This window comes from Xanthobacter sp., assembly GCF_041911315.1.
In the GTDB taxonomy this organism is placed as follows: domain Bacteria; phylum Pseudomonadota; class Alphaproteobacteria; order Rhizobiales; family Xanthobacteraceae; genus Xanthobacter; species Xanthobacter aminoxidans.
The window spans coordinates 26,965-52,618 of sequence record NZ_JAYRPE010000076.1; the positions used below are offsets into that span (position 1 = coordinate 26,965).

Annotated in this window: 26 protein-coding genes and 3 pseudogenes; 23 read left to right on the top strand and 6 right to left on the bottom strand. The window is 66.7% G+C overall.

What is annotated here, in order from left to right:
* Positions 1–150 precede the first annotated feature (150 nt).
* From ACE3QW_RS22165 to ACE3QW_RS22190, 6 genes are all read left to right on the top strand, one after another.
* A complete protein-coding gene (locus tag ACE3QW_RS22165) occupies positions 151–2,214 on the top strand; it encodes a ParB/RepB/Spo0J family partition protein (protein ID WP_237355854.1) in 2,064 nt (687 codons plus the stop codon).
* Between the two features lie 90 nt (positions 2,215–2,304).
* Positions 2,305–3,342, top strand: a complete 1,038-nt coding sequence (locus ACE3QW_RS22170; RefSeq protein ID WP_237355855.1) for a toprim domain-containing protein — start codon at positions 2,305–2,307, stop codon at positions 3,340–3,342.
* Positions 3,343–3,680: 338 nt separating this feature from the next.
* Complete coding sequence (locus ACE3QW_RS22175; RefSeq protein WP_374254072.1) at positions 3,681–4,601, top strand: DUF2493 domain-containing protein; 921 nt, start codon at positions 3,681–3,683, stop codon at positions 4,599–4,601.
* A gap of 385 nt (positions 4,602–4,986) precedes the next feature.
* Positions 4,987–5,154, top strand: a complete 168-nt coding sequence (locus tag ACE3QW_RS22180) for a hypothetical protein (protein WP_237355857.1) — start codon at positions 4,987–4,989, stop codon at positions 5,152–5,154.
* A gap of 119 nt (positions 5,155–5,273) precedes the next feature.
* The gene (locus ACE3QW_RS22185; protein ID WP_237355858.1) at positions 5,274–5,855 is read left to right on the top strand and encodes a hypothetical protein; all 582 of its coding nucleotides are present in this window, start codon (positions 5,274–5,276) and stop codon (positions 5,853–5,855) included.
* Between the two features lie 450 nt (positions 5,856–6,305).
* Entirely contained in the window at positions 6,306–6,632 is a 327-nt protein-coding gene (locus tag ACE3QW_RS22190; RefSeq protein ID WP_237355859.1) for a DUF736 domain-containing protein, read from the top strand.
* 57 nt (positions 6,633–6,689) lie between these two features.
* Here the strand turns inward: ACE3QW_RS22190 and ACE3QW_RS22195 are convergent, their stop codons facing one another.
* Positions 6,690–6,908 carry a helix-turn-helix domain-containing protein gene (locus tag ACE3QW_RS22195; protein WP_237353990.1) on the bottom strand — a complete coding sequence of 73 codons (219 nt, stop codon included), beginning with the start codon at positions 6,906–6,908 and terminating at the stop codon, positions 6,690–6,692.
* Between the two features lie 188 nt (positions 6,909–7,096).
* Between ACE3QW_RS22195 and ACE3QW_RS22200 the strand changes: the two genes are divergently transcribed.
* From ACE3QW_RS22200 to ACE3QW_RS22265, 14 genes and pseudogenes are all read left to right on the top strand, one after another.
* Positions 7,097–7,372 carry a DNA -binding domain-containing protein gene (locus tag ACE3QW_RS22200; protein WP_374254075.1) on the top strand — a complete coding sequence of 92 codons (276 nt, stop codon included), beginning with the start codon at positions 7,097–7,099 and terminating at the stop codon, positions 7,370–7,372.
* Between the two features lie 130 nt (positions 7,373–7,502).
* Positions 7,503–7,847 carry a transcriptional regulator domain-containing protein gene (locus ACE3QW_RS22205; protein WP_374254077.1) on the top strand — a complete coding sequence of 115 codons (345 nt, stop codon included), beginning with the start codon at positions 7,503–7,505 and terminating at the stop codon, positions 7,845–7,847.
* The gene (locus tag ACE3QW_RS22210) at positions 7,813–8,271 is read left to right on the top strand and encodes a DUF2285 domain-containing protein (RefSeq protein ID WP_374254079.1); all 459 of its coding nucleotides are present in this window, start codon (positions 7,813–7,815) and stop codon (positions 8,269–8,271) included. Before ACE3QW_RS22205 ends, ACE3QW_RS22210 begins: the two co-directional genes overlap by 35 nt.
* A gap of 140 nt (positions 8,272–8,411) precedes the next feature.
* A complete protein-coding gene (locus ACE3QW_RS22215; protein ID WP_374254080.1) occupies positions 8,412–8,693 on the top strand; it encodes a helix-turn-helix transcriptional regulator in 282 nt (93 codons plus the stop codon).
* Between the two features lie 15 nt (positions 8,694–8,708).
* Positions 8,709–9,863, top strand: coding sequence for a replication initiator protein A (locus ACE3QW_RS22220; RefSeq protein WP_374254082.1), 1,155 nt, complete (start codon positions 8,709–8,711; stop codon positions 9,861–9,863).
* Positions 9,860–10,513, top strand: coding sequence for a ParA family partition ATPase (gene parA, locus ACE3QW_RS22225; protein ID WP_374254084.1), 654 nt, complete (start codon positions 9,860–9,862; stop codon positions 10,511–10,513). Before ACE3QW_RS22220 ends, parA begins: the two co-directional genes overlap by 4 nt.
* A complete protein-coding gene (locus tag ACE3QW_RS22230; RefSeq protein ID WP_237355824.1) occupies positions 10,510–10,761 on the top strand; it encodes a hypothetical protein in 252 nt (83 codons plus the stop codon). Before parA ends, ACE3QW_RS22230 begins: the two co-directional genes overlap by 4 nt.
* Complete coding sequence (locus ACE3QW_RS22235; RefSeq protein WP_237355866.1) at positions 10,758–11,288, top strand: DUF2840 domain-containing protein; 531 nt, start codon at positions 10,758–10,760, stop codon at positions 11,286–11,288. Before ACE3QW_RS22230 ends, ACE3QW_RS22235 begins: the two co-directional genes overlap by 4 nt.
* Positions 11,285–11,835 (top strand): annotated as a pseudogene (locus tag ACE3QW_RS22240) (S26 family signal peptidase). The gene ACE3QW_RS22235 and the pseudogene ACE3QW_RS22240 overlap by 4 nt, the downstream one beginning before the upstream one ends.
* A gap of 291 nt (positions 11,836–12,126) precedes the next feature.
* Complete coding sequence (locus tag ACE3QW_RS22245) at positions 12,127–12,666, top strand: lytic transglycosylase domain-containing protein (RefSeq protein WP_374254175.1); 540 nt, start codon at positions 12,127–12,129, stop codon at positions 12,664–12,666.
* Positions 12,663–12,917: a hypothetical protein gene (locus tag ACE3QW_RS22250; RefSeq protein WP_374254086.1), complete on the top strand. Its 255-nt coding sequence runs from the start codon at positions 12,663–12,665 to the stop codon at positions 12,915–12,917. The genes ACE3QW_RS22245 and ACE3QW_RS22250 overlap by 4 nt, the downstream gene beginning before the upstream one ends.
* Positions 12,910–14,649 (top strand): relaxase/mobilization nuclease domain-containing protein, encoded by a 1,740-nt coding sequence (locus tag ACE3QW_RS22255; protein WP_374254088.1) that lies wholly within the window; start codon positions 12,910–12,912, stop codon positions 14,647–14,649. Before ACE3QW_RS22250 ends, ACE3QW_RS22255 begins: the two co-directional genes overlap by 8 nt.
* A gap of 24 nt (positions 14,650–14,673) precedes the next feature.
* The gene (locus ACE3QW_RS22260; protein WP_374254090.1) at positions 14,674–16,647 is read left to right on the top strand and encodes a conjugal transfer protein TraG; all 1,974 of its coding nucleotides are present in this window, start codon (positions 14,674–14,676) and stop codon (positions 16,645–16,647) included.
* Between the two features lie 5 nt (positions 16,648–16,652).
* Complete coding sequence (locus ACE3QW_RS22265) at positions 16,653–17,081, top strand: CopG family transcriptional regulator (protein ID WP_229644296.1); 429 nt, start codon at positions 16,653–16,655, stop codon at positions 17,079–17,081.
* A gap of 88 nt (positions 17,082–17,169) precedes the next feature.
* On the opposite strand, the gene ACE3QW_RS22270 is transcribed toward ACE3QW_RS22265, so the two are convergent.
* Entirely contained in the window at positions 17,170–18,024 is an 855-nt protein-coding gene (locus ACE3QW_RS22270) for an SDR family oxidoreductase (protein WP_229646964.1), read from the bottom strand.
* An 87-nt stretch (positions 18,025–18,111) separates the two neighbouring features.
* Between ACE3QW_RS22270 and ACE3QW_RS22275 the strand changes: the two genes are divergently transcribed.
* Positions 18,112–19,017: an AraC family transcriptional regulator gene (locus tag ACE3QW_RS22275; RefSeq protein WP_229644295.1), complete on the top strand. Its 906-nt coding sequence runs from the start codon at positions 18,112–18,114 to the stop codon at positions 19,015–19,017.
* An 84-nt stretch (positions 19,018–19,101) separates the two neighbouring features.
* Here the strand turns inward: ACE3QW_RS22275 and ACE3QW_RS22280 are convergent, their stop codons facing one another.
* Positions 19,102–19,944, bottom strand: coding sequence for a helix-turn-helix transcriptional regulator (locus ACE3QW_RS22280; protein ID WP_229644294.1), 843 nt, complete (start codon positions 19,942–19,944; stop codon positions 19,102–19,104).
* Between the two features lie 94 nt (positions 19,945–20,038).
* Between ACE3QW_RS22280 and ACE3QW_RS22285 the strand changes: the two genes are divergently transcribed.
* Positions 20,039–20,935 (top strand): SDR family oxidoreductase, encoded by an 897-nt coding sequence (locus tag ACE3QW_RS22285; protein ID WP_237355868.1) that lies wholly within the window; start codon positions 20,039–20,041, stop codon positions 20,933–20,935.
* Between the two features lie 112 nt (positions 20,936–21,047).
* Here the strand turns inward: ACE3QW_RS22285 and ACE3QW_RS22290 are convergent.
* Positions 21,048–21,242 (bottom strand): annotated as a pseudogene (locus ACE3QW_RS22290) (transposase); the annotation flags it as partial.
* Between the two features lie 5 nt (positions 21,243–21,247).
* Here ACE3QW_RS22290 and ACE3QW_RS22295 point away from each other — a divergent pair.
* A pseudogene (locus tag ACE3QW_RS22295) lies at positions 21,248–21,877 on the top strand (transposase); the annotation flags it as partial.
* Between the two features lie 838 nt (positions 21,878–22,715).
* Here ACE3QW_RS22295 and ACE3QW_RS22300 read toward each other — a convergent pair.
* Together ACE3QW_RS22300 and ACE3QW_RS22305 are read right to left on the bottom strand one after the other, a co-directional pair.
* Positions 22,716–24,392, bottom strand: a complete 1,677-nt coding sequence (locus ACE3QW_RS22300) for an electron transfer flavoprotein-ubiquinone oxidoreductase (RefSeq protein WP_374254093.1) — start codon at positions 24,390–24,392, stop codon at positions 22,716–22,718.
* Positions 24,393–24,492: 100 nt separating this feature from the next.
* Positions 24,493–25,647 (bottom strand): acyl-CoA dehydrogenase family protein, encoded by a 1,155-nt coding sequence (locus ACE3QW_RS22305; protein ID WP_374254095.1) that lies wholly within the window; start codon positions 25,645–25,647, stop codon positions 24,493–24,495.
* Positions 25,648–25,654 lie beyond the last annotated feature (7 nt).

Sequence of the window (25,654 nt, forward strand, 5' to 3'; positions counted from 1 at the left end):
AATGCAGTGTCTCCGGCTTCGTGTTGTTCCGGATTTCCGGATCATCGGTTCTGCGGCGCGGCCCTCAGAGGAAGAGGGCCGCGCCGTGCTTCGTGACGGGTTGGAGGCCAGAGAGAGGTTCTCCGGCCGCCCGTCGCGGAGAAACATCCCATGGCTACGGCCGTTCAAAAGATCACCCTTTCGTCCTCCCGCGACATCCCCTTCAACAGGCTGGTACTCAGCCAGTCCAACGTCCGCCGGGTGAAGGCGGGCGTGTCCATCGAGGAGCTCGCCGAGGATATTGCCCGGCGCGGGCTGCTCCAGGGCCTCAACGTCCGCGCCGTTGTCGATGCCGATGGCGTCGAGACCGGCATGTATGAGATTCCGGCTGGCGGGCGGCGCTACCGGGCGCTGGAATTGCTGGTGAAGCGCAAGCGCCTTGCCCGGACCGCGCCGATCCCCTGCATCGTGCGCGAGGGCGGTATCGCCGAGGAGGATTCCCTTGCCGAGAATGTCCAGCGGGCTCCGCTTCATCCCCTCGACCAGTTCCGCGCCTTCCTCGCTCTGCGGGAGAAGGGCCAGTCCGAGGAGGAGATCGCCGCTGCCTTCTTCGTCTCGGTCGCCGTGGTGAAGCAGCGGCTGAAGCTCGCCTCTGTCTCACCAAAGCTGCTCGACACCTATGCCGAGGATGGTCTCACCCTCGACCAGCTCATGGCCTTCACCGTATCGGGCGACCATGAGCGGCAGGAGCAGGTGCTGGACCGTCTCGCCCAGGCTTACGACAAGCAGCCCTATGCCATCCGGCGCATGCTGACGGAGGGTGCGGTCCGGGCATCCGATAAGCGGACCCGGTTCATCGGCATCAAGGCCTATGAGGCGGCCGGCGGCATCGTGCTGCGAGACCTGTTCCAGGGGGATGACGGTGGCTGGCTGCAGGATGTGACCCTCGTCGATCGCATGGTGGCGGAGAAGCTCGCCGCCGAGGCCGACGTGATCCGGAGCGAAGGCTGGAAGTGGATCGAGGTGGCGCCCGACTTCGCCTATGGCCACACCTACGGCCTGCGCCAGCTGAGGGGCGAGCCCACGCCGCGAACCGAAGAGGAGGAGGCTGCGCGGGCGACCGCCCAGGCGGAGTACGATCGTCTGTCCGAAGAACATGCCGATGTCGACGAGCTTCCCGAAGAGGTCGACGTGCGGCTCGGTGAGCTCGAGGCGATGCTGGAGGCCTTCGAGACGCGGCCCCTCGTGTTCGATCCGGCGGAGGTCGCCCGGGCCGGCGCCTTCGTCAGCATCGCTCAGGACGGCAAGCTCCGGGTGGAGCGGGGCTATGTCCGCCCGGAGGACGAGATACCCGTCGAGGAGGACCAAGACCGTTCCGCCGAGAGCGATGACGGGTCCGCCATGCCCTCGGCACCGCACCAGGAGGCAGCGGCGTGCGATGCACCTGCGGAGCCCGAGGAAGAAAACGGCCTCACCCCCATCTCCGACCGGCTGCTCACGGAGCTGACCACCCATCGGACCCTCGGCCTGCGCCATGCGCTGGGCGAGCAGCCCGATGTGGCCTTCCTCGCGGCTGTCCACGCTCTCACGCTGAAGGCCTTCTACGTCTATGGCTCGGACAGCTGCCTTGAGCTCGATCTCAAGAGCGTCTCGTTCAATGCCCAGGCGCCGGGCCTCAATGACAGCGTCTCGGCCGAGGCGATCCGTGTCCGGCATGAGAGCTGGGTCAAGGCTCTGCCCAAGGAGTCCGGCTCGCTCTGGGACACCTTGAGCGGGTGGGACCTCGACAGCCGGGCCGCACTGTTCGCCCATGTGGTGAGCCTATCGGTCAATGCGGTGCATGAGGCCTGGAACCGCCGTCCTCGCGCCTTCGCCCATGCCGATAGGCTGGCGCAGGCGGTGTCGCTCGACATGGCAGCCGTCGGATGGAAGCCCACGGTGGACACCTTCCTCGGCAGGGTCACCAAGGCCCGCATCCTGCAGGCGGTGACCGAGGCCAAGGGGGAGCGCCCGGCCGAGCGGATCGCCCACCTCAAGAAGGGCGACATGGCCCGGGAGGCCGAGACCCTCCTCGCCGACAGCGGCTGGCTCCCGGAGGCGCTGCGGACCCTGCCCTTGGACACCGTCGGCGAGGAAACGGCGGAGACCGACGGCGAAACGGCCATGGCCGACAGCGAAGACCTCGCCGACACTGAGGAGCCCGAAGCGATCTCCTCCTCGATCGCTGCCGAATAATCCTCCCCGGGCAACTTGGCCCGCCGCCTGTGGCTCCGCGATCCCCTATCGCGTGGCCCGGACGGCGGGCCATTTTCTTGGAGCGTCCCCATGACGGATGCTGCGCACGATCTCGCCCGGCGGCTGGGGCGGCAGGCGGAGGCAGTCTGCCGCCATTATCTCTCCGCTGGTCGGCGGCAAGGGCACTATTGGCAGGTGGGTGATGCCCGCAACACGCCCGGCCGCTCAATGTTCGTGCGGCTGATGGACACCGTAAAAGGCCCGGCCGGCAAATGGACCGATGCGGCCACGGGGGAACACGGCGACCTCCTCGACGTGATCCGGGAGAGCCGGGGCCTGTCCAATTTCACCGAAGTGGTCGCCGAGGCTGAAGCCTTTCTGCACCTTCCACCAATCTCACAAGGCGCGGAAGCTCCTCATGGCGGAAAGCAATGTTCCTCACGTGATCCGGTCACCTCGGCACGACGGCTCTTTGCAGCCGCAAAGCCTATTCCGGGCACAATCGTGGAGACGTATCTGCGGAACCGCGGCATCACGGCTTTGCACGAAACCGGCAGCCTGCGCTTCAACCCACGCTGCTACTATCGTCCAGATGCACACGGGTCCACTCAACTCCTGCCAGCCATGATCGCGGCCGTCACCGATCTCACGGGACGGATCATGGGCATCCACCGGACATGGCTCGCTCCGGATGGATCGGACAAGGCCAACATCGCCACACCCCGGCGCGCTATGGGCCACCTGCTGGAGCATGCGGTTCGCTTCGGCAGACCTTACGACGTGATGGCCACCGGCGAGGGCATCGAGACCATCCTCTCCGTGCGCACAGCGCTGCCCAGCCTCCCGATGGCAGCGGCGCTCTCGGCCGCACACCTCGCCGTCATCGCCTTTCCACCCAGGCTGCGGCGGCTCTACATCGTCTGCGACAACGATCCTGCCGGCAACAGGGCACGGGACAGCCTTATCGCACGAGCGGCTTTTGCCGGGATCGAGGCCATCGTGCTCTCACCAGCTCTCGGAGACTTCAACGAGGATCTGCGCGCCTTTGGGGTCGATGCGGTGCGGGCTGAACTGCGATGCCTGCTTGCTCCTGAGGATGTCAGCCGCTTCATGGCGTTGAGCCCGTGACCTGGAGGAGCTGGGAGTGGGGATGCGCCAACGGCACGCTCTGAGGCTCACCGCCGACAGAGGACCCGCAGCCAGGCCTTCCAGAGGGCGATCGGCCGGCAGTCGTCCCGGACCGGCAATGGCTCCGGCCGGTGATTTTCCGTCGCCGGTGCTTCCCCACGACGCAGGCGTCGCAGGGCCCCGACACGCGGCGTTCCATCGCGAAACAAAATCCCTGGCCTTCGCCATCCTCCGCTGCGCTCCGGCCCCACGCTGCCCGCGGGGTGCGGGTCCGTCCCGCCCGCCGGCTTCGTCGCCATGAAGGCCGCAAGGCTGCGGTCCAACCGACGGAGCATCCCATGAGCGCAGAGCACGACGAACCCCACGCCTCGTCTCCAACCGATCACCTGCTGCAGGACCTTCAGCTCTACGGCTACCGCTCCTTCGGGGACGAGCCCGATCCCCGGCCGCTTCCCGAGGCCGACCGTATCTCCGGTGCCATCGCAGACATCTTCGATGCGCTGATCGCGACGCTTCAGGATACTCGCCTGGAGCCCGACCTTCCCGATCTCCTGTGGTCGACGGTCCATCTGTTCCACCGTGCCGCCGGCCGCATCGCCGGCACCCTCGACGATAACGAGCAAGGCCAGCGCCGCAGCCAGCAGGAGCAGGACGGAAGCGAGGTGCGCTCGGTGGAGCTGGAGCGCCTCATCGCCGAGGGCCAGAGCCTCGTGGAGCGCCGCGATGCCTTCGAGCTGATGCGCGACGAAGCCGCCGACATCTTTGGGCGCCACACCGGATCAGCCTGGCGCCCCCGCTTCGGGTCGCTGGTGAACCATCGGCACCTCACCGCAGCCCTCATCGACAGCCGCGATTTCCTCGCCGCCCGCAGGCGCGCGGAGATCGAGGTGCTGATGCCAGCAGGTCCGAGGATCGCCTTCTCCGGCGGTGACACGGCCGATCACAAGCTCATCTGGGCGAAGCTCGACCAGGTGCACGCCAAGCACCCCGATATGGTGCTGCTGCACGGTGGCTCGTCGAAGGGGGCCGAGAGGATCGCCGCCTGCTGGGCCGATGCCCGCAAGGTGCCGCAGGTCGCCTTCAAGCCGGACTGGGCGCGGCACGCCAAGGCTGCCCCCTTCAAGCGCAACGACCAGATGCTCTCGGTCATGCCCATCGGGGTCATCATCTTCCCCGGCACGGGCATCCAGGACAATCTCGCCGACAAGGCCCGCAAGCTCGGCATTCCGGTCTATCGGTTCGGGTCGGGCGGCGCATGAGCGCTGCCGTTCCCCATCTCCGGAATCTGATTTCACGGGGCCTTATCGCTTTTCACGGGAATGAGGTTCTCGGCATCGATTTTCAGCGGACTGGCGAGCAGGACCAGCGCTCATCAGGCGTCGAGCTGAACGAAATCTCCTGAGCCAGCGCATGCGAAGAGACGGCCACACCTGCCGATCTTCAAGCAACGGTCCACCCCCGCTTTCCTGCGCTGATCCTTAGGTGCCGGCCGAGGGCCTGGTGCCATCAACCCGCAAGGGGTCGGCTACGCACAGCGTGCCGCCGCTCCCGCTTCGCGATCGCGGTGATTGCAGCCCACGGCCGGACCCGTCGGGCGCCTGTCAGCGGGGGATGGTCCTCCGCTTCGAGCAGGAGCCGGACCCTATGTCCTCCACCGATGCACAGGCCTTCGCCCTTAGCCTTGCCAAGACCCTGATGGTCGTCATCGTGATCTTCCGCGCCGGAGACGGCAGCCTGTCGGTCGTTCCTGCCGACGAGTTCGATGGGGATGCCTCCCAGATCGTCCGGGACATTGATCCCTTCGCCAGATAACGGAGGGTGTCCCGGATATTCCCAGCTCAAGGATTCCGGGAGATTTCTTCGGTTGCTATCCTGATTGTCGCGCCGCGGTGGTGGAGGCGCGAGCGCCCCACCTTTGCGGAGCCGCCGCCATGATCATGCCCGTTATCATCGTCGCCTGCATTGCCGCGGGCCTGTTCTGTTGGCTGCTGTTCGAGCTCGCGACCTTGGCACTCCCCGTCATCATGGGGATCACAGCGGCAAGTTGGGCCTATCAGCGCGATGCAGGCGCCATTGGGGCTGTCGTTCTCGGGACCGCCGCCGCCCTCCTTGTCTTCGGCGCCGGTCACGTCCTGATCCTGACGACCCGCTCCCTTTGGGCAAGGACGATCGTCGTGGGTGCGTTCGTGATGCCGGCCATGGTCTGCGGCTACTGCGTCATCTTCGGCATCGTTCGCTACCTCGTGCCGTCAAGCATCTGGCAGGCCTCCTTCGCCGCAATAGGTGCGGTGGCGGTTGGCATTGCGGCGTTCAAGCAAGTCACGAAGGTGCCGGCGCCCGTCCAAACAGCCGGGTCTCCTTCGCGCCCAGGCCCAGCTCCCAGGAGAGCATCAGTAGCTCCGGAGGCCCGCCGATTTCGTCCTGGAGCCATTGCGACGAGGGGCTGTGAAGCGCGGGAGCGTTGGCGACCAGCGATCTTTCCCAGCCGAAACGAGGGACAGGCGGTGCCCTAAGACGCGCTTACGCTCCGGGCTTCGGAAGCGGCCGGTTCAGCATGTGGATCGCAACGAAGGCTCGCCATGCCACGAGCCACCGGGATGTACGCCGAAATTTCCGTTCCCTCTCTTCATGGGCACCCAACGGCCATCCTCTCCGTCGGTATCCGTCATCGCGCGCTCCATACGGCCTCTCTGATGGGCGGATCTGGCCGCAGGACGGCTGCGCCTCGACAGCCTATGCCGCAACGGCGCGTCACGACTTTCTTCCCCTGGACGACCACCCCTTCGGGGGCCCGGATCGCCCATTCCGCGCGGAACAAGAAAGCCGCCTCTGCGCCGTCCTCCGCTGCGCTGCGGCCCCTAAGCCGGTGGCCCGGCGGGATGCGGCGTCGCTCGCCCGCGGCCTTTCGATCGCCATCGAGGCCGCAACGGTGTGGGCTCGGAAACGGAAGACGGAGATCGACAATGGCCACCATCGGCACCTTCAAGAAGACCGGCGCGAACGAGTTCACCGGCGAGATCGTCACCCTCAGCGTCCAGGCCAAGGGCGTGCGCATCGTCCCCGACCTGCGGGCCAACGGCGAGAACGCGCCCAGCCACCGAGTCCTGGTGGGCCGGATCGAGATCGGCGCCGCCTGGTCCAAGCGCTCCAGCGAGGGCCGCGACTATCTGGGCCTCAAGCTCGACGACCCGAGCTTCAACGCCCCCATCTACGCCAACCTCTTCGACGACGAGGACGGCGACACCTTCTCGCTGATCTGGTCCCGACCGAGCGGGCGCCGTGGCGAGTGAGCCACCCAAGGCCCCGGCCGGTTCAGGCCGGGGCTTTCCTACCATCAGGTTCGCCGGTCAGTCGTTACCGTCGGGCTGCACCAGCTCGACGTGGCTGACGCCCAGCGCCTGAGCCAGCTCGTAGAGGGTGATCACTGTCGGATTGCGTCGTCCGCGTTCCAGGCCGCTGATGTACTGCTGGCTGAAACCGGAGCGCGCTTCCACGTCCTCCTGCGTCAGGCCCTTCTCCTGACGTAGGCGCGCGAAATTCCGGCCGACCAGCTTGCGCATATCCATGCGCAGACGGATCGCAATTTACACACTTTGAGCTTATCAACTATAATATGTAATCAAGTGACCCTAGCGGGTTAGACGGCGGCACTCCCGATGCCAAGCGCTTATCGAGCGACCCTGGGAACGCTCCCAGCGCGCTGGCTCGCTTCACGATCCGTCGTCGTCTAGAAGGGACGAAGGCTGCGCCAGGCATGGAAACGTGGTGTGACATGACCGACGCGTTTGCAGATACCGTCCCTACCGCTCCCGAGCTCACCGACTACGACCGGGGGCATATCAAGCTCTATGCACGCCTGCTCGATGCCACGGCGGATGGCGCTGGCTGGGAGGAGATCGCCTCGGTGCTGTTCGGCATCGACGCGGCTCGGGAGCCCGAACGTGCCCAGCGCGTCCATGACAGCCATCTGGCGCGCGCCCGATGGGTGGCCTCCAGCGGCTACAAGGACCTCCTCAGCCGTATTGTCTGACGTCGCTGCCCGTTCGCAGGGGTGATGCCGCAGTCGCATCACGCGATGCTCCCCGGCCGGCTTCCCCCAATACCCTTAATCCCTGATTGTCCTTGCTCGACACGCACGCCAGTGATGCGGAGCCGAGAAAATGAAGCCGGACACATCGCGTTGGCGCGATAGCGCCAGCTACGATTATTTCGACGACCTCTCCGTCGAAGGCCTCGCCTGGGAATGCCTGCGCCGGGACGAGACCTACCAGGACCACTACCAGTCCCTCGTGACGGCCGGCTCGGATGCCGACCCGCTCCCCCGGGAGGTGGAGCAACGCTGGGGGCTGCGATTTCGCCGCGCGGCCATCTCTCTCCGCTGTGGAACAGAACGTCCCGTGGTCGCCGGTTGTCGATCCGGCAATCGTGGTTCTCACCCAGCAACCCGCGTTTCTTCCGGGCGCGGCCAGTGTGTCGTTCGATGGCATGGTTGCGCCGCGCGATAGCACCGAGGGACGATACTGGGTCCATGGTCCGGCACGCCATGCCTCGCAGGTGCTGCTGCTGGCTGAGACTCGCCCCGACGCGCCGCTGGCGGCATTGATCCCGCTGGATGCGGACACGATTGGGAGGGTGGAGGCCTTGACCCGTTTCTGGCGCGCCGTCGAGGGTCGGCCGACGATCCCCGACACCCGCGTCACCGCGCAGCAGCGTGGCCGGCTGCGCACCATGATGCTGGCGGCCGATGGTCGGGCGAACGGCGCCAGCTACCGCGACATCGCCATGGTCCTTTACGGCCACAAGCGCGTGGCATCCGAGCCCTGGAAAACCTCGGCGCTGCGCGACAAGGTCATCGGCCTCGTCAAAGGCGGCCTCGCCATGATCGGCGGCGGTTATCTCAAGCTCCTGCGTCATCGCAGAAGACCATAGCTGCATCGCCGGCATCCTGAGGGTGGGGATTTTCGCCCCCCTCAACTTCCCCATCCCCCTCGACGGCTGCCCTTCGCCACCGTGATCGCCATCCGCCGCTGATGACCAGCGGCCCGAGATCGCCCACGGAGGTTCGATCCATGCGACCCGACGCTGTCCCGCTGCCGCCACGCTACCTGCGCACCAAGGAAGCCGCCGTCTTCCTCAGCCTCTCGCCCCGGACGCTCGAGAAGCACCGTACCTACGGAACCGGTCCCGCCTATCGCAAGCTCGGCGGCCGGGTCGTCTATGCCATCGAGGATCTGCAGGCCTGGGTTGCCCGCGGCGCCGTCACCTCCACCTCCGATCCACGCGGCTCGATCCTGCCGGCCAAGCGCCAGGGCCTGCCCGGCATTGCCGAGCCCCACCGCTTCGCACGCTGATCGGAACCCTTCTCCATGGCGGCGCGGCATCACTCCCAGCCGGAGCGCGGACAGCTCGATCTGTTCCGCGCGCTTCCCGGCGCGTTCGCGCCACGAGATGCGCAGGATCTCATGGCCTATCCCTTCTTCTCCCTCTCCAAGACCCATCGTATCGCGCCCATCGATTTTGCCGCCGGCGATGTCTCCATCCGGGTCGAGGCCGTGCCTGATCACGGCATGGCGACGATCTGGGACGCCGACATCCTGATCTGGGCGGCGAGCCAGATCGTGGAGGCCCGCGATGCCGGGCTGCGCACGTCGCGCTTCATGGTCGCCACCCCCTATGAAATCCTCAGGTTCGTGGGGCGCGGCACCTCGCTGCGGGACTACCAGCGCCTGAAGGCCGCGCTCGATCGGCTGCAGTCCACCACCGTGTCCACCTCGATCCGCCAGCGGGCCGAGGGACGGCGCCATCGCTTCTCCTGGATCAACGAATGGAAGGAGCGCACCGACCGGGATGGCAGGCCCGCCGGAATCGAGCTCATCGTCCCCGACTGGTTCTATTGCGCCATCCTCGAAGATGCGCTCGTCCTCACCATCGACCGGGCCTATTTCGAGCTGACAGGTGGTCTCGACCGCTGGCTCTACCGGCTGGTGCGCAAGCACGGCGGGCACCAGTACAACGGCTGGCGCTTCGATTTCCGCCACCTCTACTTGAAGTCCGGTAGCCTCTCGCCCTTCAAGCGCTTCGCCTTCGAGCTCAGGGACATCATTCGCCGCCAGCCGCTGCCCGGCTACACCCTGTTCCTGGAGTGTGACGCGGGTGCGCGCGCGCTGCTCGCTTTCGAGCCGGCCTGTGGACGACCTGTGAATCCCTTCGTGCCATCGGGAACCCGGTGCCACGTGCCATCAGGAACTGGCCCCTCGTGCTTTCGGGAACCGAAACAGGGGTTAACCGCAAGCCCGAAAACGCAAAATCGCACCCCTAACTTAGAGTCTAACATAGACTCTAACCTTAAAAGGCGCGCGGGCGATGTGGACAATCGCACTCAGCCGGCCCGAAAACCTGCCCATCTGCGCACCTCTAAGGATGAAGGTCTTCCGTCTTGCCGTAAAGACGGATTTCAGGCTCCAGATCCTCTCTCCGCACCCGAGATGATGCCTGCCGACACCTCGGGAGATCCCCGATGATCGTCGCGCTGCTCAATCAGAAGGGCGGTGTCGGCAAGACGACGCTCGCTTTGCATCTCGCCGGGGCGTGGGCGAACCGCGGTCAGCGCGTCACGCTCATCGATGCGGATCCGCAGGGCTCGGCCCTCGACTGGTCGCAGCAGCGCAGCCGCGAAGGGCTGCCGCGCCTGTTCGGCGTCGTCGGACTTGCCCGTGACACGCTCCATCGTGAAGCGCCCGAACTGGCGCGCGGTGCGGATATAATCGTCATCGACGGGCCGCCCCGTGTCGCCGGCTTGATGCGCTCCGCGCTCCTCGCCGCCGACCTCGTGCTGATCCCGGTGCAGCCCTCGCCCCTCGATGGTTGGGCCTCCGCGGAGATGCTCGCGCTCCTGAATGAGGCGCGCATCTACCGGCCGGAACTGGCCGCCCGCTTCGTGCTGAACCGCTGCGGCACTCGCACAGTGCTCGCCCGTGAGACGGCCGAGACATTAGCGGATCACGATCCGCCCGTGCTTGCGACCACTATCAGCCAGCGCGTGTCCTTCGCCATGTCCGCCCAGTCCGGGCGGCTGGTCGGCGAACTCGACGAAGGAGGTCGGGCGGCGCGCGAGATTGCGGCGCTCGCCGCGGAGATCGTCGGCATCGGTGTTCCGGAAACCGCCCCATGAGCGCGCCGCCGACCCGCAAGGGCTTCGCCGCGCGGCCTGCCAATCCTGAGCAGTGGATCAAGGCAGCAGAAGTGAAGACGTCGAATGACGTCGCCGGGGGCTTTACCGCGCGGCTCACCATCGACGTCACGCCCGACCTGCGCGGGCGCATCAAGATCGCCGCCTTCAGTCGCGGCCAGACCGTCGCGGACATGCTCCGCGATCTCCTCGCCCGAGAATTTCCCCCGACATCAGGAGAGGCCTCATGATGAGCCCGCCGGTGCCATCCTCGGTTCCCAAGCCTATCGTCCCGTCACCCGCCGCGCCGACATCAGATCCGCTCACCCATGTGGAACTCACCTGGATCGAGAAGCGGATCGAGAACTGGATCCGCTTCGGCCGGCCCGTCCATGCGCAAGCCCTCGACCGCAGCCGCCGCATCGTATCGTTTGCACCCGGGACGATCTTCGCCTTCGTCCGATGGGCGGCAAACGACTTCGGCACCGTGGTGTCGCGCATCGACATCGTGCGCGCCGTCGCACCCGGCGAGGCCTACCAGACGCTTCCCTTCGTGCGACCGGGTGGCGAGATCCTGCTGCGCGTCGATGGCTGGCCGAAGGTGGAGAAGGTGCTCCAGCACGTGGATGCCATCGATACCCTCGGCATCCATGGCGCAGACGTGGCGCCGGACCATTGGCGTCACGTTCACAACCGCCTGGCGGCCGGCCACACGCCCCGAACTTACACGGTCGAGCGCCATGCGGCGTGGCTGAAGCGGCGGGAGTGCGAGGAATGACCCGCTTCGGCTACGTGATGGTCACCTACTTCTTTGTCATGGGCACGGCAGTCGCTGTGTTCGTTCCGACACCGCTGAAGCTGGTGTGGAACGTCTCCGCAAGCGCGCCCATTGGGCTCTATGCCATCGAGCCGGCGCGCAGGCTCGAGGTCACGGACCTCCTGGCCATCACGCAGCAGGCGGCGCTCGCCCGTTTCCTGGTGGAGCGCGGCTATGTGGGCGCGGGCGTCCCATTGATGAAGCGCGTGGCGGCGCTTCCCGGACAGGAAGTCTGCCGCAAGGACCGCACCATCACCGTCGATGGCGTGGCTTACGGCGAGGCGCTGGAGCGCGACAGTATCGGCCGTCCCCTGCCGGTCTGGCGCGGCTGTCGGCGCATCGCGGAAGGCGAGCTCTTCCTCATGAACTTCGACGTGCCGGACAGTCTCGACGGACGGTATTTCGGGCCACTGCCCGCAAGCACCGTGATCGGCCGCGCCGTGCCGTGCCGATCTACACCGACGAGGCTGGCGACGGGCACTTTGTCTGGCGCGCGCCGACGCGCTGAGCGCCACCGACCATCTCCACCTTCATCACACCTCGAGAGGCCGTCATGCTGCGGGCCATACTGTTTTCTTGCGCCTGCGATGGCGTACACGCATCGATGCGAGTGCTCATTTGCCCCCGTGCGCTGGTGCTTCTTCTCCTTTCCGGAGTGCCCTGCGCCTGGCCAACAACAGCCATGGCGGCGGAAACACGAGGGCCACAGACCCCACCTTCGCCGAGCGATCGCTACGCCGATTTCATCGCGGAGGCGGCGGAGCGTTTCGACATTCCCGCAGCCTGGATCCGGACCGTCATGCGCGCCGAAAGCGACGGCGACGCGCGCTCGACCTCGTCCAAAGGCGCAATGGGGCTGATGCAGATCATGCCGCAGACCTGGGCCGAACTGCGCATCCATTACGGTCTCGGCGAGGATCCCTACGACCCGCACGACAACATCGTGGCGGGCGCCGCCTATCTGCGGGAGCTATTCGACCGCTATGGCAATCCCGGCTTCCTCGCGGCCTACAATGCGGGGCCGGGCCGCTACGAGGCTTCGCGGAAAGGGCGCCCCCTGCCACCGGAGACGCGCGCCTATGTCGACAGGCTGGCGCCGGACATCGCGCGCGGAGAGGCTCAGCCCTCCTCGCCGACATCGCGCTCCACGCCGGCGGTCGAGACGCCATCCTGGGCTCAATCTCCAATCTTTGCGGTGCAGCCGATCCGCACGTCGGCTGCAGATCTGGCGTCACACGATCGTGCCCAGCCGACGCCCGACTTACGGGATGTCTCAGCGATTGCTCCGCGCGCGGAAGGCCTCTTCGTGGCTCTTGGTGGCTCGGGAGGCGTGCAATGACCACGACCGGGCTCATTCGCACCTCGTCGGGTTTTCTGCCGTTCAAGCGAAGGACGGGGCGGAAGGACTGGGAAACCACCGACCGATGGCGAGATAAAAGGGCGCAAGGTGCGCTTCGGTCGGGCGGTTGTTTTTGCAGGTGGATTTTCAGCCAAACGCACATTGTCCCGCTGATCGACAACGTGCATCGAACGCTCAAGCCTCTAGTTTCATTGATGTTCTCCCACATTGCGGGGCTGCGTCATGGCTGATGAGCGTGAATTCCGCGTCCGCCCCGGCCGCATCCGCTCGACCCGCACGCAGCGGGCCCGCCCCTTCATCGCCCAAGCCCTTACGGCGGCCCAGAAGGCCGGCGGGCATGTCTCCCGATCCGGCCGCCTCACCTCCGGCAAGCGCTCCCACTTCGGCCGCGGGCGGACGGCGAGCATCCAGGCCAACCGCCTGCTCACGGGTCGCTCGCGCGTCGTCGTCATCAAGATCCGCGTGGTGCGCCACACCGCCCGTGCCACACCGCTGACCGCGCACTTGTCCTATCTGCGCCGGGAAGGCGTGACCCGGGACGGAGAGAAGGCGCGCCTGTTCGGGCCGAGCGCCGAGGACGGGAACGGCCGTGTCTTTGCGGAGCGCTGTACCGACGACCGGCACCATTTCCGCTTCATCGTGTCGCCCGAGGATGCGGCGGACATGGCCGACCTCCGGTCCTTCGCTCGCGACCTCATGGGCCAGATCGAGAAGGACCTCGGCACAAAGCTTGACTGGGTCGGGGTCGACCACTGGAACACCGACAATCCCCACCTCCACATATTGGTGCGGGGCCGGACCGATGACGGCCAGGACCTCGTCATCTCCCGTGACTACATCAAGGAGGGCATGCGCGCCCGTGCGCAGGATCTCGTCACCCAGGAGCTGGGGCCGCGTACCGACCTCGACATCCACCGCGCCGTCGAGCAGCAGGTGGAGGCTGACAGATGGACCCAGCTCGATCGCCAGCTGATCCGCGACCAGCGCGAGGTTGGCGTCATTGACGTCGCGCGCGATGCCGATGGTGGGGCGGACGCTTTCCTGCCGATGAAGGTCGGCCGGCTGCGCAAGCTCCAGGCCCTCGGCCTCGCCGATGAGATTGGCCCGGGCCAGTGGGTGATCGACGAGAAGGCCGAGGCGACGCTCCGTGCCCTCGGAGAGCGCGGCGACATCATCAAGCGGATGCACCGCGCGCTCAGCGACCAAGGTATCGAGCGCGGCACGGCAAGCTATGTGCTCGCCGGCGAGAACCTGGATGCTCCTATCATTGGTCGTCTCGTGGATCGAGGCCTCGATGACGAGCTGAAGGGTACGGTCTATGCCGTGGTGGATGGCATCGACGGACGGACCCATCACATCCGACTGCCCGACCTCGAGGCGACTGGCGACGGCGCTCCCGGCTCCATCGTCGAACTCCGGAGGTTCGAGGATGGGCGGGGTCAGGCGCGGGTTGCGCTCGCGGTCCGCTCCGACCTCGACATCGAGCGGCAGATCACGGCCTCCGGCGCCACCTGGCTCGACCGGCAGGCGCTCAGCCGTGCGCCGGCGTCCCTGTCAAAGGGCGGCTTCGGCGCCGAGGTGCGCGGGGCGATGGAACGTCGCGCCGACCATCTGGTCCGGGAGGGGTTGGCCGAGCGTCAAGGCCAGCGCGTCACCTTCGCCCGTGACCTGATCGAGACGTTGCGCAAATGGGAGGTGGACGCTCTGGGCGGGAAGCTCGCTGCCGAGACCGGACGGCCGTTCAATCGATCTGGCGGGGGAGACTATGTCTCCGGCACCTACCGTCAGCGCTTTGCGCTGGCCTCGGGGCGCTTCGCCATGATCGACGACGGCCTCGGCTTCCAGCTCGTGCCCTGGACGCCTTCGCTGGAGAAGCAGCTGGGCAAGCACATCTCCGGCGTCGCCCGAACTGACGGCGGCATCGACTGGTCCTTCGGCCGCAAGCGCGGCCTCGGCCTCTGACCTTAACCGTGAAGGGACCGCAGTATGTCCGCGACCAAGATCCTCTGGGGCCAGATCCTCGCCGTCTTCGCCATCGTGTTGGCCACCACGTGGGGGGCGACGGAATATGTCGCCTGGCGGCTGGGCTTCCAGGACCAGCTCGGCCCGCCCTGGTTCGTGCTGGGGCACTGGCCCGTCTATCACCCGCCGGCTTTCTTCTGGTGGTGGTATTTTTACGACGCCTATGCGCCGGAGATTTTCACAGAAGGCGCCTTCATCGCCGCCTCGGGCGGGTTCCTGTCCATCGCGATCGCCATCGGCCTGTCGGTCTGGCGGGCGCGGGAGGCGAGGCGCGTCGAGACCTATGGCTCCGCCCGCTGGGCCGAGCCGGACGAGATCCGGTCAGCCGGACTTGTCGGTTCCGACGGGGTTGTGCTCGGCCGCCATGGGCGGGACTATCTGCGCCATGATGGACCCGAGCACGTCCTGTGCTTCGCGCCCACCCGCTCCGGCAAGGGCGTCGGCCTCGTCGTGCCCTCGCTGCTCACCTGGCCGGGCTCGGCCATCGTCCACGACATCAAGGGCGAGAACTGGCAGCTCACCGCAGGCTTCCGGGCGAAGCATGGGCGCGTGCTGCTGTTCGACCCCACCAATGTGCGCTCCTCTGCCTACAATCCCCTGCTGGAGGTCCGCCGCGGGGAATGGGAGGTGCGCGACGTCCAGAACATCGCCGACATCCTCGTGGACCCCGAGGGCTCCCTCGAGAAGCGCAATCACTGGGAGAAGACCAGCCATGCTCTGCTGGTGGGCGCCATCCTCCATGTGCTCTATGCCGAGCGGGACAAGACCCTGGCCGGTGTCGCGGCCTTCCTCTCTGATCCCCGGCGGCCCATCGAGACGACCCTCGCCGCCATGATGACGACGGCGCATCTGGCAGAGGCGGGTCCCCATCCCGTAATCGCCAGCGCCGCCCGCGAGCTCCTCAACAAATCCGAGAACGAACGGTCCGGCGTGCTTTCCACCGCCATGTCCTTCCTCGGGCTCTACCGAGATCCCGTGGTGGCCGAGGTGACTCGGCGCTGCGACTGGCGGATCACCGACCTGGTGGCAGGTGGCCGCCCGACCAGCCTCTACCTTGTGGTGCCGCCCTCGGACATCAATCGCACGAAGCCGCTGATCCGCCTGATCCTGAACCAGGTGGGGCGCCGCCTCACAGAGGATCTGCAGGCGAAGGCCGGCCGGCATCGCCTCCTGCTCATGCTGGACGAGTTCCCCGCGCTCGGGCGGCTCGACTTCTTCGAGAGCGCGCTTGCCTTCATGGCGGGCTACGGGCTCAAGAGCTTCCTCATCGCCCAGTCCCTGAACCAGATCGAGAAGGCCTACGGGCCGAACAACTCCATCCTCGACAACTGCCATGTGCGGGTGAGCTTCGCGACCAACGACGAGCGCACGGCGAAACGCGTGTCCGATGCCCTCGGCACCGCCACGGAGATGAAGGCCATGAAAAACTATGCCGGCCACCGGCTGTCGCCCTGGCTCGGGCACCTTATGGTGTCGCGCTCGGAAACAGCCCGACCACTGCTCACTGCCGGCGAGGTGATGCAGCTTCCGCCGGCGGACGAGATTGTCATGATCGCCGGTACGCCGCCGATCCGGGCGAAGAAGGCGCGATATTACGAGGATGAGCGGTTCAGGGAGCGGGTGCTGCACCCGCCGGAGCTCCTGGCCCCTCGCGATCGTCAGCCCGACGACTGGAGCGTCTTTCCGCAGCCCGTGCCTTCACAGATCAACTTGATGGTCGAGGGGAGCGACGACGAGGATACCACCAGCTCCGAACAGCGGCGCCAGCCGGAATTGGCGCGGGTGGTGGAGGCCCATGAGCAGCCCCCCAACGAGTTCGAGATCTATCTGATCGACGACAGCGAGGACGACGTCGCCCGGACCAGTCGCATGACACGCACGATGCAGGGCGTCGCGCGCCAGGTTTCGCTCGATCCCAATGACAGCATGGAGCTGTGACGGCGATGGCCCTACGCAAGAAGAAGGCGCAGATCTCGGTCTATCTCGATCCGGCCACTATGCGGCTTCTCGCCGATTATGCCGCTCGGCGGGATCAGCCTCAGTCTCTGATCGCGGAGGCTGCCATTGCCTCCTTCCTGTCTCCAGACGCGGCCGAGCAGCGGGAGGCTGCCGTCGCGAAGCGCCTTGATCAGCTGGACAGGCGGATCGCCCGGCTGGAACGAGACCTCGGCATCTCTGTCGAGACGCTGGCCGTGTTCGTGCGATTCTGGCTGGCCACCACGCCGGCATTGCCCGAGCCGACGGCCCAGGCCGCGCGAGCCAAGGTGGGGGAGCGGTATGAGGCATTCGTCGCGGCGCTGGGGCGGCGGCTCGCGCAGGGGCCGAGGTTGGTGCAGGAGGTCTCTGAGGAAGGCGGTGTTCCCAAACCGTGAGACAGGGGCTCTTGCGCGATGACCAATGTTCGCACCGCAGGCGGTCAAACAGTCCCGCCGCCATGATGGCTGGCGCGATGGCGCAGCCTCAGAGCGCGCGCGTGTCGGCAAGGGCACGGCTTGGGAGATTCGGGCGGAACATCTCCCGCATCTTCTCCAGATAATGGGGTTCAGAAGTGCTCCAGCGCAGCTCCGCGAGGAGCCGGGTGTCGGGACCTGCCGGATAGCGGATCTCTTCGCCCTCGGCCGTCGCAGCCGTGAACACAGCCTGCGCCACCTCTGCCTCGGTGCAATAGGCGGTCGGATAATGGGCCATCTTCTGGAAGCACCCGAGGGCGAAGGCCTCGTAGTCCGCCGGGATCAGGCCTTGCATGCGCGGGCCACCATTGGTGGTGAAATTCGTCGTCGGGGCGTAGCCGGGTTCCACGAGGCGGGCGCGGATGCCGAACGGCTCCAGCTCATAGGACAGGGATTCCGTATAGCCTTCCACGGCACACTTGCTGGCGGCGTAGATCGCCACCAGCGGCATGACGCCGATGGCCGTGCTGGACGTCACGTTGACGATGACACCATGTCCCTGCCGGCGCATGTGCGGAATGATGGCGCGGCATGTTGCGAACACGCCGAAGCTGTTCGTCTCGAAGATCTCGCGGATGATGCTGTCCGGTGTCGCTTCCACCACGGAGGCCATGCCGATCCCGGCATTGTTCACCAGAACATCGATGGCACCGAACGCCGCAACCGCGTCAGCGATGGCGTGGGTGATGCTGTCACCATCGGTGACATCGAGCTGCAGGACGCGCAGCCGATCCGAAACGGGAAAGATGCCGGGGGCCGGCCGGCGCATGGTGGCGACGACATTCCAACCCTGAGCCAGAAAGTGCTCCGCGATCGCCTTGCCGTAGCCTGAGGAGGTGCCGGTGATGAGAATGGTGGGGGTCATGCCTGTCTCCGTGTTCCCCTGCAGGATAGACAGGCTGGCGATACGATATATAATCAATATGCCTAAAATCATTATTGCTCGTCCAGAATGGATCCCCTCAGCGAGGTCATCTCTCTGCTGCGCCCGAGCGCCGCTTTGTCCAAGCCAATCACCGGGGGCGGCGATTGGGGGGCGAGCTACGCCGCCTATGGGCAGCCGGGGTTTGCCATCGTGCTCGCCGGGCAATGCTGGCTTGCGATCGAGAAAGAAGAGCCGGTTCTGCTCGACCGCGGCGACTTCGTGCTCCTGCCCGATACGCCATCGTTCACCCTGTTCAGCCGGCCCGGCGTCGCCTGTGCGCCGTGCGCCCCGTCGAGCGAGGCCGTCCACCACGGGGATTTGGAAGGCGAGCCGGATTTCCGAATGCTCGGCGGCAGCTTCAGGATCGATCCTGTCAATGCGCCGGTTCTGCTCGAGCTGCTGCCGTCCATGATCCACATCCGTTCGTCTGACGGTGATACCGGCCGGCTCGGCCGTCTTGTCGATCTGATGATGGAGGAATGTGGAGCCGATCGGCCCGGCTGGGACATGATCCTGGAGCGGCTGCTGGAGGTGCTGCTGGTGGAGTGCCTGCGTTGGCGCGGCCGGGACCACGGCGCCTTGCCCGCGGGCTTGCTGGCGGGACTGCAAGACCCGGCGCTCGCCGGGGTGCTGCGGGGCATGCATACCGACGTTCGAACCGGATGGACGGTGGCCGAGCTGGCGGCTGTCGCCGGCATGTCGCGCTCTGCCTTCGCTGCCCGATTTTCTGACGTCGTCGGCTGCGCGCCCATCGAGTATCTGTCGCGTTGGCGGATGGCCCTGGCGCAGAACGCCCTGAGCCGCGGCGGACAATCGCTGGAACGCCTCGCGGAACAGCTCGGCTATGAGTCCGCAAGCGCCTTCAGCACCGCGTTTCGCCGGCGGGTCGGCACGTCACCGGGCGCATTCGCGCGCGCCAGACGGAGCGCATGACGACCCTCCGGATCAATGGGGCCGCTCTCCCCTTCCAGACATTGAAGTCCTTCCCGAGATCGCCCCCGCTCGCACCGTCGCTCTTCACTCAGAACCAGCCTTCGCCTCCACCAAACCCCTGATCCTCGCCGCATCGGCAGGGGTCGCCGGATTGTAGACGACCATGCTGAGATCAGAGCGGCCCTCCACCGTGAAGGTGGAGAATTCAAGCGTCACGGTGCCCAGAACCGGGTGGCGGATGTGCTTGAGGCCTTCGCCCTGGCCATGGATGTCGTTGTCGCGCCACAGGGCCGCGAATTCCGGGCTGAGACGGCAGAGCTCTTCGACGAGGGGTTTTATTTCCGCCGCAGCACCCGCTCGCGCCGCCGCCGCGCGGAACGCGCCGACCACGAGCCGCGCGACGCTCTCCCAGTCCGCCTGGGCGGCGCGCACCCGTGGATCGAGGAAGATGAAGCGCAGAATGTTGCGCTCCTCCGGCGGCAGCTTGCCGTAATCGGTGAGCATCACCGTCGCCGCCCTGTTCCAGGCGACCACGTCCCACAATGCGGTCCGGATGAAGGCGGGACTGGGGTCGAGCGCATCGAGCACGTGCTGCAGACGGGGCGAGACGTCGTCATTCTTCCTGTAGCGCACTTCGGGGGCGCGGCCGAGACCGAGCAGGAAGAGATGCTCGCGCTCCAGGTCGGTCAGCATCAAGGCGCGCGCGATACGGTTGAGCACGTCGGCGGAAGGGGCGCCGCCGCGTCCCTGCTCCAGCCACGTGTACCAGGTGGGGCTGATATTGGCGCGTTGCGCCACCTCCTCCCGGCGCAGGCCGGGGGTGCGCCGCCGCGCCGGGGAAAAGCCGAGGGCGGCAGGATCGAGCTTCCCGCGCCGATCCTTCAGATAGGCCCCGAGCCGGTTTTCGTCGCGCGTGGGATCGGCCATGCTGTTAGTCATTATACCCGTATAAGCTCACGACTTTACCCGGATAGCTAAGGCGCCGAAACCCGTCTCCCGTCAACCCGCGGAGACCTTTCCCATGCGTGTGTTTGTCACCGGCGCGACCGGCTTTATCGGCTCCGCCGTCGTCAAGGAATTGATCGCAGCCGGCCACCAGGTGCTCGGGCTGGCCCGTTCGCCGGAGAAGGCGACGGCGTTGCTGAACACCGGCGCCGGGGTTCATCGGGGATCGCTCGAGGATTTGCAAGATCTGACCTGTGCTGCGGCCCAATGCGACGGCGTCATCCATCTGGCATTCAACCACGATTTCTCGAAATTCGTCGCCAATTGCGAGGACGACCGCCGGGTCATCCTGGCGCTCGGCTCCACACTCGCCGGTTCCAGCCGTCCTCTGATCGTGACCTCCGGGACCGCCATCGCGAAAACCGCGCCCGGCGCGCCCGCCAAGGAAGATAATGCGGCGCTGAGTTCGCAAACCAATCCCCGCGCGGCCTCGGAAGAGGCTGCCGCCGCCCTCGCCGCCGATGGCGCCAACGTTTCGGTGGTGCGCCTGCCGCAAGTGCACGACACGGCCCGGCAAGGGCTCGTCAGCTACGCCATCGCGATGTTCCGCGCGCAAGGCGTGTGCACCTATGTGGGAGACGGCGAGAATTGCTGGCCCGCCGCCCATGTCCTCGACGTCGCGCGCCTCTATCGGCTGGCCGTCGAAAGGGCTGAGCCGTCGGCCAGGTACCATGCAGTGGCGGAAGAAGGCGTGCTGTTCCGCCATATCGTGGAAGCGGTCGGCCGACGGCTCCAGCTTCCGGTCACGCCCATCGCTCCGGAGGCGGCGGAGACCCACTTCGGCTGGCTTTCCTCCTTCATGACCCACAGCTTGCCTGCCTCGAGCGAGCAGACTCGGAAGAAGCTGGGCTGGGAGCCGGCCGGCCCCGGTCTCATCGCCGACCTGGACCGGTTGCCGCTCTCCGAGGGGTGACCGGCCTCGGTCCACCGCATCCGCGGACCTCCAGATCGCGCCGATTCCGTTGAAAAAGTCGGCGCTGGAGGCGTGGCGACATTGGCACTCGTGAGGGGCGTGCGCTTCTCCTTCAAGCCGTCACGGCTCTGGGGCCGTTGGGCACCAGCTTGGCGAGCTTCCTGAGGTTCTGAGCGGTGGCAGCGAGATGGAACTCGTCCCGGGCACTGTTCGGGCCGCGCAGTCGCAGGCGGTCGAGCCTGAGGATGCGCTTCAGGTGGGCGAACAGCATCTCCACCTTCTTCCGCTGCCGGCGCGAGGTGACGTATGCCTCTGGCCACCATCGCCGCTGACCCGAGGCATCTCGGCGTCCGCATCGGCATCACTGCGGTGCTCCATACCTGGGGATCGGCGCTCACCCACCATCCCCATATCCATGCCGTGGTGCCCGGCGGCGGGCTCTCGACTGATGGTACCCGCTGGATTGCCGGCCGAGCCCGGTTCTTCCTGCCGGTGCGGGTGCTGTCCCGCCTGTTCCGGCGGCTTCTTCCTCGACGGTCTGCGGAGGCTCCACGCCACCGGCCGGCTCGCCTTCTTCGGTGATCTCGTCCCGCTGGCGGAGAAGGGGGCGTTCGAGGCCATGCTGGCACCCCTGCGCCGCGCCGAGTGGGTTGGTCTACGCCAAGCGTCCGTTCGCCGGCCCTGCCGCGGTGCTGGCCTATCTGTCGCGCTACACGCACCGCGTCGCCATCTCCAACAGCCGGCTCATCTCCATGGACGACCGTGGGGTCACCTTCCGCTGGAAGGACTATCGCGCCCGGGCCAAGGCCACCGGCAACGGCTGGATCAAGGCCTTGATCCTGCCGGCGGACGAGTTCATCCACCGCATCCGGCACTACGGCCTGTTCGCCAGCGCGGTCCGCGCCGCCAACATCGACAGGATCCGCGCGCTGCTGGAGCCGCGGGAGGAGAACTCGCAACGCCTGGCGCCATCCTCCGTCGACGAGAAAAAGGAGGCAACAGCTCTGCGCTGCCGGTGCTGCGGCGGCTCCATGACCGTCATCGAGACATTCGCCCATGGGGCACTGCCCCGGACATGGTCCGCTGAACCCTTCAGGTTCGACAGCTCATGAGCGCCGAGCCCGTTCCCCGGCACCAGTGTCTCGTCGAAGGCAACGCCATCTCCGGCATCGGGGCCGCACGCGCTTTGTCATCGGCAAGGCCGCGTCCATCATCATTGCGGCACCGGAAAGATGTTGTTGCCGCGAAGACCGGAACACGACCGGAGTGCATTGGCCCCATCATGTACCTCGATATCGGTCCCTCGATCGGTGTCTCCCCCGTCAACGCCTGCCTCAAATCCCCATAGCACCGCAAAGACCTCGACCGTCGTGCACGTCGAACCGCGGTTTCCTCCCCTGGAGGCTTTCCGACGCCGGCCCGCATGCCCAGTCCCGCTGTCGTGATCGGGCCGGCATCCGAAACCCTTCACAGGAGCAGACGTTGGCGTCTCGCCGAAAAGCGGTCTCTTGCTTTTTGTTCGGTCTGTGGGGACTGCCAACCGTACGTAACTGGAAGCAAGGTGGTCCCCATAGAGGAGGCCAAACGAGATAATCACCTCGTCGAGCAGGAAGAAGCGGCCGCGGCGTCAGGTGCTTCCAAACCGGCTTCCCTTCGTGCCAGCAATCCGCCCAGCCACCGCAACCGAAAGCCGCCGAGGTCGGCGGCAGCGGCATAAGACCGCAAATCCGCACCTGGAAACGCAGTTCAGGTTGCCTCCCTCCCGGTCGTGATGCGTCCCTCACATATTTGGATAGTTGGGCCCACCGCCACCCTCGGGGGCGGTCCAGGTGATGTTCTGGTTGGGGTCCTTGATGTCGCAGGTCTTGCAGTGGACGCAGTTCTGCGCGTTGATCTGGAAACGCGGCGCGTCCGCCCCCTCCTCGATCCACTCGTAGACGCCGGCCGGGCAGTAGCGGTTGGACGGGCCGGCATAGATGTCGTGCTCCGACGCCTTCTGCAGGGCCATGTCCTTCACCACCAGATGCACCTGCTGGTTCTCCTCGTGGTTGGTGTTGGACAGGAACACCGACGACAGCTTGTCAAAGGTGAGCACGCCGTCGGGGCGGGGATAGGTGATCTTCTTGCAATCCTTCGCCGGCTTCAGGGAGGCGGCGTCGGTCTTGCCGTGCTTCAGGGTGCCGAACAGGGAGAAGCCCAGCGTGTTGGTCCACATGTCCAGCGCGCCCAGCGGAATGCCGATGAAGGTGCCGAGCTTCGACCACAGCGGCTTCACATTGCGCACCTTCTTCAGGTCCGCACCGATGGCGGATGAGCGCCACGCCGCCTCGTAGCTGATGAGTTCGTCATGGCCGCGATCCTCGCCCAGCGCGCCGGCGAGGTGGTCGGCGGCCAGAATCCCGGAGAGCACCGCGTTGTGGCTGCCCTTGATGCGCGGCACGTTCACGAAGCCCGCCGCGCAGCCCACCAGCACGCCGCCGGGGAAGCTGAGCTTCGGCACGCTCTGGTAGCCGCCTTCCGAGAGGGCGCGCGCGCCATAGGCGATGCGCTTGCCGCCCTCGAAGGTGTCGCGGAAAAAGGGATGGGTCTTGAAGCGCTGGAACTCGTCGAAGGGCGAGAGCCAGGGGTTCTGGTAGTTGAGGTGGACCACGAAGCCCACCATCACCTGCTCGTCCTCCATATGGTAGATGAAGGCGCCACCGCCGGTCTTGCCGTCGAGCGGCCAGCCGAAGCCGTGCTGCACCAGGCCGGGCTTGTGCTTCTCCGGCTTCACCTTCCACAGCTCCTTCAGGCCGATGCCGAATTTCGGCACGTCGCGACCGGCGTCGAGGCCGTACTTGGCGATGAGCTGCTTGGTGAGATGGCCCCGCGCGCCCTCGGCGAACACGGTGTAGCGGCCGCGCAATTCCATGCCGCGGGTGAACTCGCCCTTGGGCAAGCCGTTCTTGTCGACGCCCATGTCGCCGGTGGCGATGCCGGTCACCGCGCCCTTGTCGTCAAAGAGGATCTCGTCGGCGGCAAAGCCGGGATAGATCTCCACCCCCAGCGCCTCGGCCCTGGTGGCGAGGAAGCGGCAGACATTGCCCAGCGAGCCGACGAAATTGCCGTGATTGTTCATCAGCGGCGGCATGGCGAAATTGGGCAGGCGGATGCCGCCGGCGGGGCCGAGCAGGTAGAAATGGTCATCGTTGACCTGGACGGAGAGCGGCGCGTCCGCCTCCTCGCGCCAGCCGGGCAGGAGCGCGTCGAGGCCGACCGGATCGATCACCGAGCCGGAAAGGATATGGGCGCCCACCTCGGAGCCCTTCTCCACCACCACCACCGAGATGTCGCTGCCGCGCTCGGCCGCCTGCTGCTTCAGGCGAATGGCGGTGGCAAGGCCGGCAGGCCCGGCGCCGACCACCACCACGTCATAATCCATGCCCTCGCGTTCAGGCAGTCCGTGCTCCGTACTCATGTCAATATCCCAGAGTGATCATCGTACGCCCCTCTGACTCTGTTCCCGTGGACCGCGGGGGCGCCTAAACCGGCCGCGCCCTTACACCCAAGGAGAACCTTCAACCTATCCCGACGAGGCCGCCGGCGAGGGTGACCCGCCGCTGGTGATAGGCGGTGTCGCCGAACATCAGCTCGATCATGGCGAGGCGGCGGAAGTGGTGGGCGCCGATATATTCCATGGTCATGCCGATGCCGCCGTGCAGCTGCACCGCCGTCTGGCCCACGAAGCGGGCAGCGCGGTTGATCTGCACCTTGGCGGCGGAGAGGGCGACGGCGCGCTCGGCCGCGTCCTCCGCCTCCACCATCATGGCGGCATAGAGCGCCATGGAGCGGGCCTGCTCCAGCGCGACGAACATGTCCACCGCCTGGTGCTGCAGCGCCTGGAACGAGCCGATGGCGACGCCGAACTGCTTGCGCGTCTTCAGGTATTCCACCGTCAGCTCGTGCAGCGCCTCCATCAGGCCCACCGTCTCGGCGCACACGGAGGCGATGGCACCTTCCGTCACGCGCTCGACGATGGCCAGCCCCTCGCCCTCCGGGCCCAGCATCGCGTCGGCGGGGATGAACACGTCGGAGAGGATCACGTCCGCCGCGCGCCCGCCGTCCTGGGTGGGATAGGCGATGAGGCTGACGCCCGCCGCATCCACCGGCACAAGGAACAGGGTGATGCCGGCCGCATCGCGCCGGTCGCCGGCGGTGCGGGCGCTGACCACGAGGGTCGCGGCGGCATCGGCGTTCAGCACCACGCTCTTGCGGCCGTCGAGGCGGAAGCCGCCGTCCACGGCGCGGGCGGCGGTGGCGACGTCATTCAGGTCGTAGCGCGCCTGCACCTCGGAATGGGCGAAGGCGAGGCCGGCGGTGCCGTCCATCAGGCCGGGCAGCAGCGCGGCGCGCTGGGCCGGGCTGCCGGCGAGGCGTACGGCGCTGCCGCCGAGGATGACGCTGGCGAGGTAGGGCTCGGGCGCCAGCGCGCGGCCGAGGGCCTCCATCACCACCAGCGTTTCCACCGGGCCGCCGCCGAAGCCGCCATCTTCTTCCGCGAACGGCAGGCCGAGCAGGCCCAGCTCCGCCAGCTCCACCCACCGCGCCTTCGGAAAGCCGAGCGGCTCGGCGCGGGCCGAGGCCAGCTGCTCGATGCCGGGATAGGTGTCGGCCGCCCAGCGCCGGACGGTATCCTTGAGGAGCGACTGCTCGTCGGTCAGGTCGAAATCCATGGAGCCC

Bases quoted from the DNA above. Each gene is read 5' to 3' on its own strand.
- ACE3QW_RS22165 (WP_237355854.1), top strand. From the start codon at position 151: ATGGCTACGGCCGTTCAAAAGATCACCCTTTCGTCCTCCCGCGACATC.
- ACE3QW_RS22170 (WP_237355855.1), top strand. From the start codon at position 2,305: ATGACGGATGCTGCGCACGATCTCGCCCGGCGGCTGGGGCGGCAGGCG.
- ACE3QW_RS22175 (WP_374254072.1), top strand. From the start codon at position 3,681: ATGAGCGCAGAGCACGACGAACCCCACGCCTCGTCTCCAACCGATCAC.
- ACE3QW_RS22180 (WP_237355857.1), top strand. From the start codon at position 4,987: ATGTCCTCCACCGATGCACAGGCCTTCGCCCTTAGCCTTGCCAAGACC.
- ACE3QW_RS22185 (WP_237355858.1), top strand. From the start codon at position 5,274: ATGATCATGCCCGTTATCATCGTCGCCTGCATTGCCGCGGGCCTGTTC.
- ACE3QW_RS22190 (WP_237355859.1), top strand. From the start codon at position 6,306: ATGGCCACCATCGGCACCTTCAAGAAGACCGGCGCGAACGAGTTCACC.
- ACE3QW_RS22195 (WP_237353990.1), bottom strand. From the start codon at position 6,908: ATGGATATGCGCAAGCTGGTCGGCCGGAATTTCGCGCGCCTACGTCAG.
- ACE3QW_RS22200 (WP_374254075.1), top strand. From the start codon at position 7,097: ATGGAAACGTGGTGTGACATGACCGACGCGTTTGCAGATACCGTCCCT.
- ACE3QW_RS22205 (WP_374254077.1), top strand. From the start codon at position 7,503: ATGAAGCCGGACACATCGCGTTGGCGCGATAGCGCCAGCTACGATTAT.
- ACE3QW_RS22215 (WP_374254080.1), top strand. From the start codon at position 8,412: ATGCGACCCGACGCTGTCCCGCTGCCGCCACGCTACCTGCGCACCAAG.
- ACE3QW_RS22220 (WP_374254082.1), top strand. From the start codon at position 8,709: ATGGCGGCGCGGCATCACTCCCAGCCGGAGCGCGGACAGCTCGATCTG.
- parA (WP_374254084.1), top strand. From the start codon at position 9,860: ATGATCGTCGCGCTGCTCAATCAGAAGGGCGGTGTCGGCAAGACGACG.
- ACE3QW_RS22230 (WP_237355824.1), top strand. From the start codon at position 10,510: ATGAGCGCGCCGCCGACCCGCAAGGGCTTCGCCGCGCGGCCTGCCAAT.
- ACE3QW_RS22235 (WP_237355866.1), top strand. From the start codon at position 10,758: ATGATGAGCCCGCCGGTGCCATCCTCGGTTCCCAAGCCTATCGTCCCG.
- ACE3QW_RS22245 (WP_374254175.1), top strand. From the start codon at position 12,127: ATGCGCGCCGAAAGCGACGGCGACGCGCGCTCGACCTCGTCCAAAGGC.
- ACE3QW_RS22250 (WP_374254086.1), top strand. From the start codon at position 12,663: ATGACCACGACCGGGCTCATTCGCACCTCGTCGGGTTTTCTGCCGTTC.
- ACE3QW_RS22255 (WP_374254088.1), top strand. From the start codon at position 12,910: ATGGCTGATGAGCGTGAATTCCGCGTCCGCCCCGGCCGCATCCGCTCG.
- ACE3QW_RS22260 (WP_374254090.1), top strand. From the start codon at position 14,674: ATGTCCGCGACCAAGATCCTCTGGGGCCAGATCCTCGCCGTCTTCGCC.
- ACE3QW_RS22265 (WP_229644296.1), top strand. From the start codon at position 16,653: ATGGCCCTACGCAAGAAGAAGGCGCAGATCTCGGTCTATCTCGATCCG.
- ACE3QW_RS22270 (WP_229646964.1), bottom strand. From the start codon at position 18,024: ATGACCCCCACCATTCTCATCACCGGCACCTCCTCAGGCTACGGCAAG.
- ACE3QW_RS22275 (WP_229644295.1), top strand. From the start codon at position 18,112: ATGGATCCCCTCAGCGAGGTCATCTCTCTGCTGCGCCCGAGCGCCGCT.
- ACE3QW_RS22280 (WP_229644294.1), bottom strand. From the start codon at position 19,944: ATGGCCGATCCCACGCGCGACGAAAACCGGCTCGGGGCCTATCTGAAG.
- ACE3QW_RS22285 (WP_237355868.1), top strand. From the start codon at position 20,039: ATGCGTGTGTTTGTCACCGGCGCGACCGGCTTTATCGGCTCCGCCGTC.
- ACE3QW_RS22300 (WP_374254093.1), bottom strand. From the start codon at position 24,392: ATGAGTACGGAGCACGGACTGCCTGAACGCGAGGGCATGGATTATGAC.
- ACE3QW_RS22305 (WP_374254095.1), bottom strand. From the start codon at position 25,647: ATGGATTTCGACCTGACCGACGAGCAGTCGCTCCTCAAGGATACCGTC.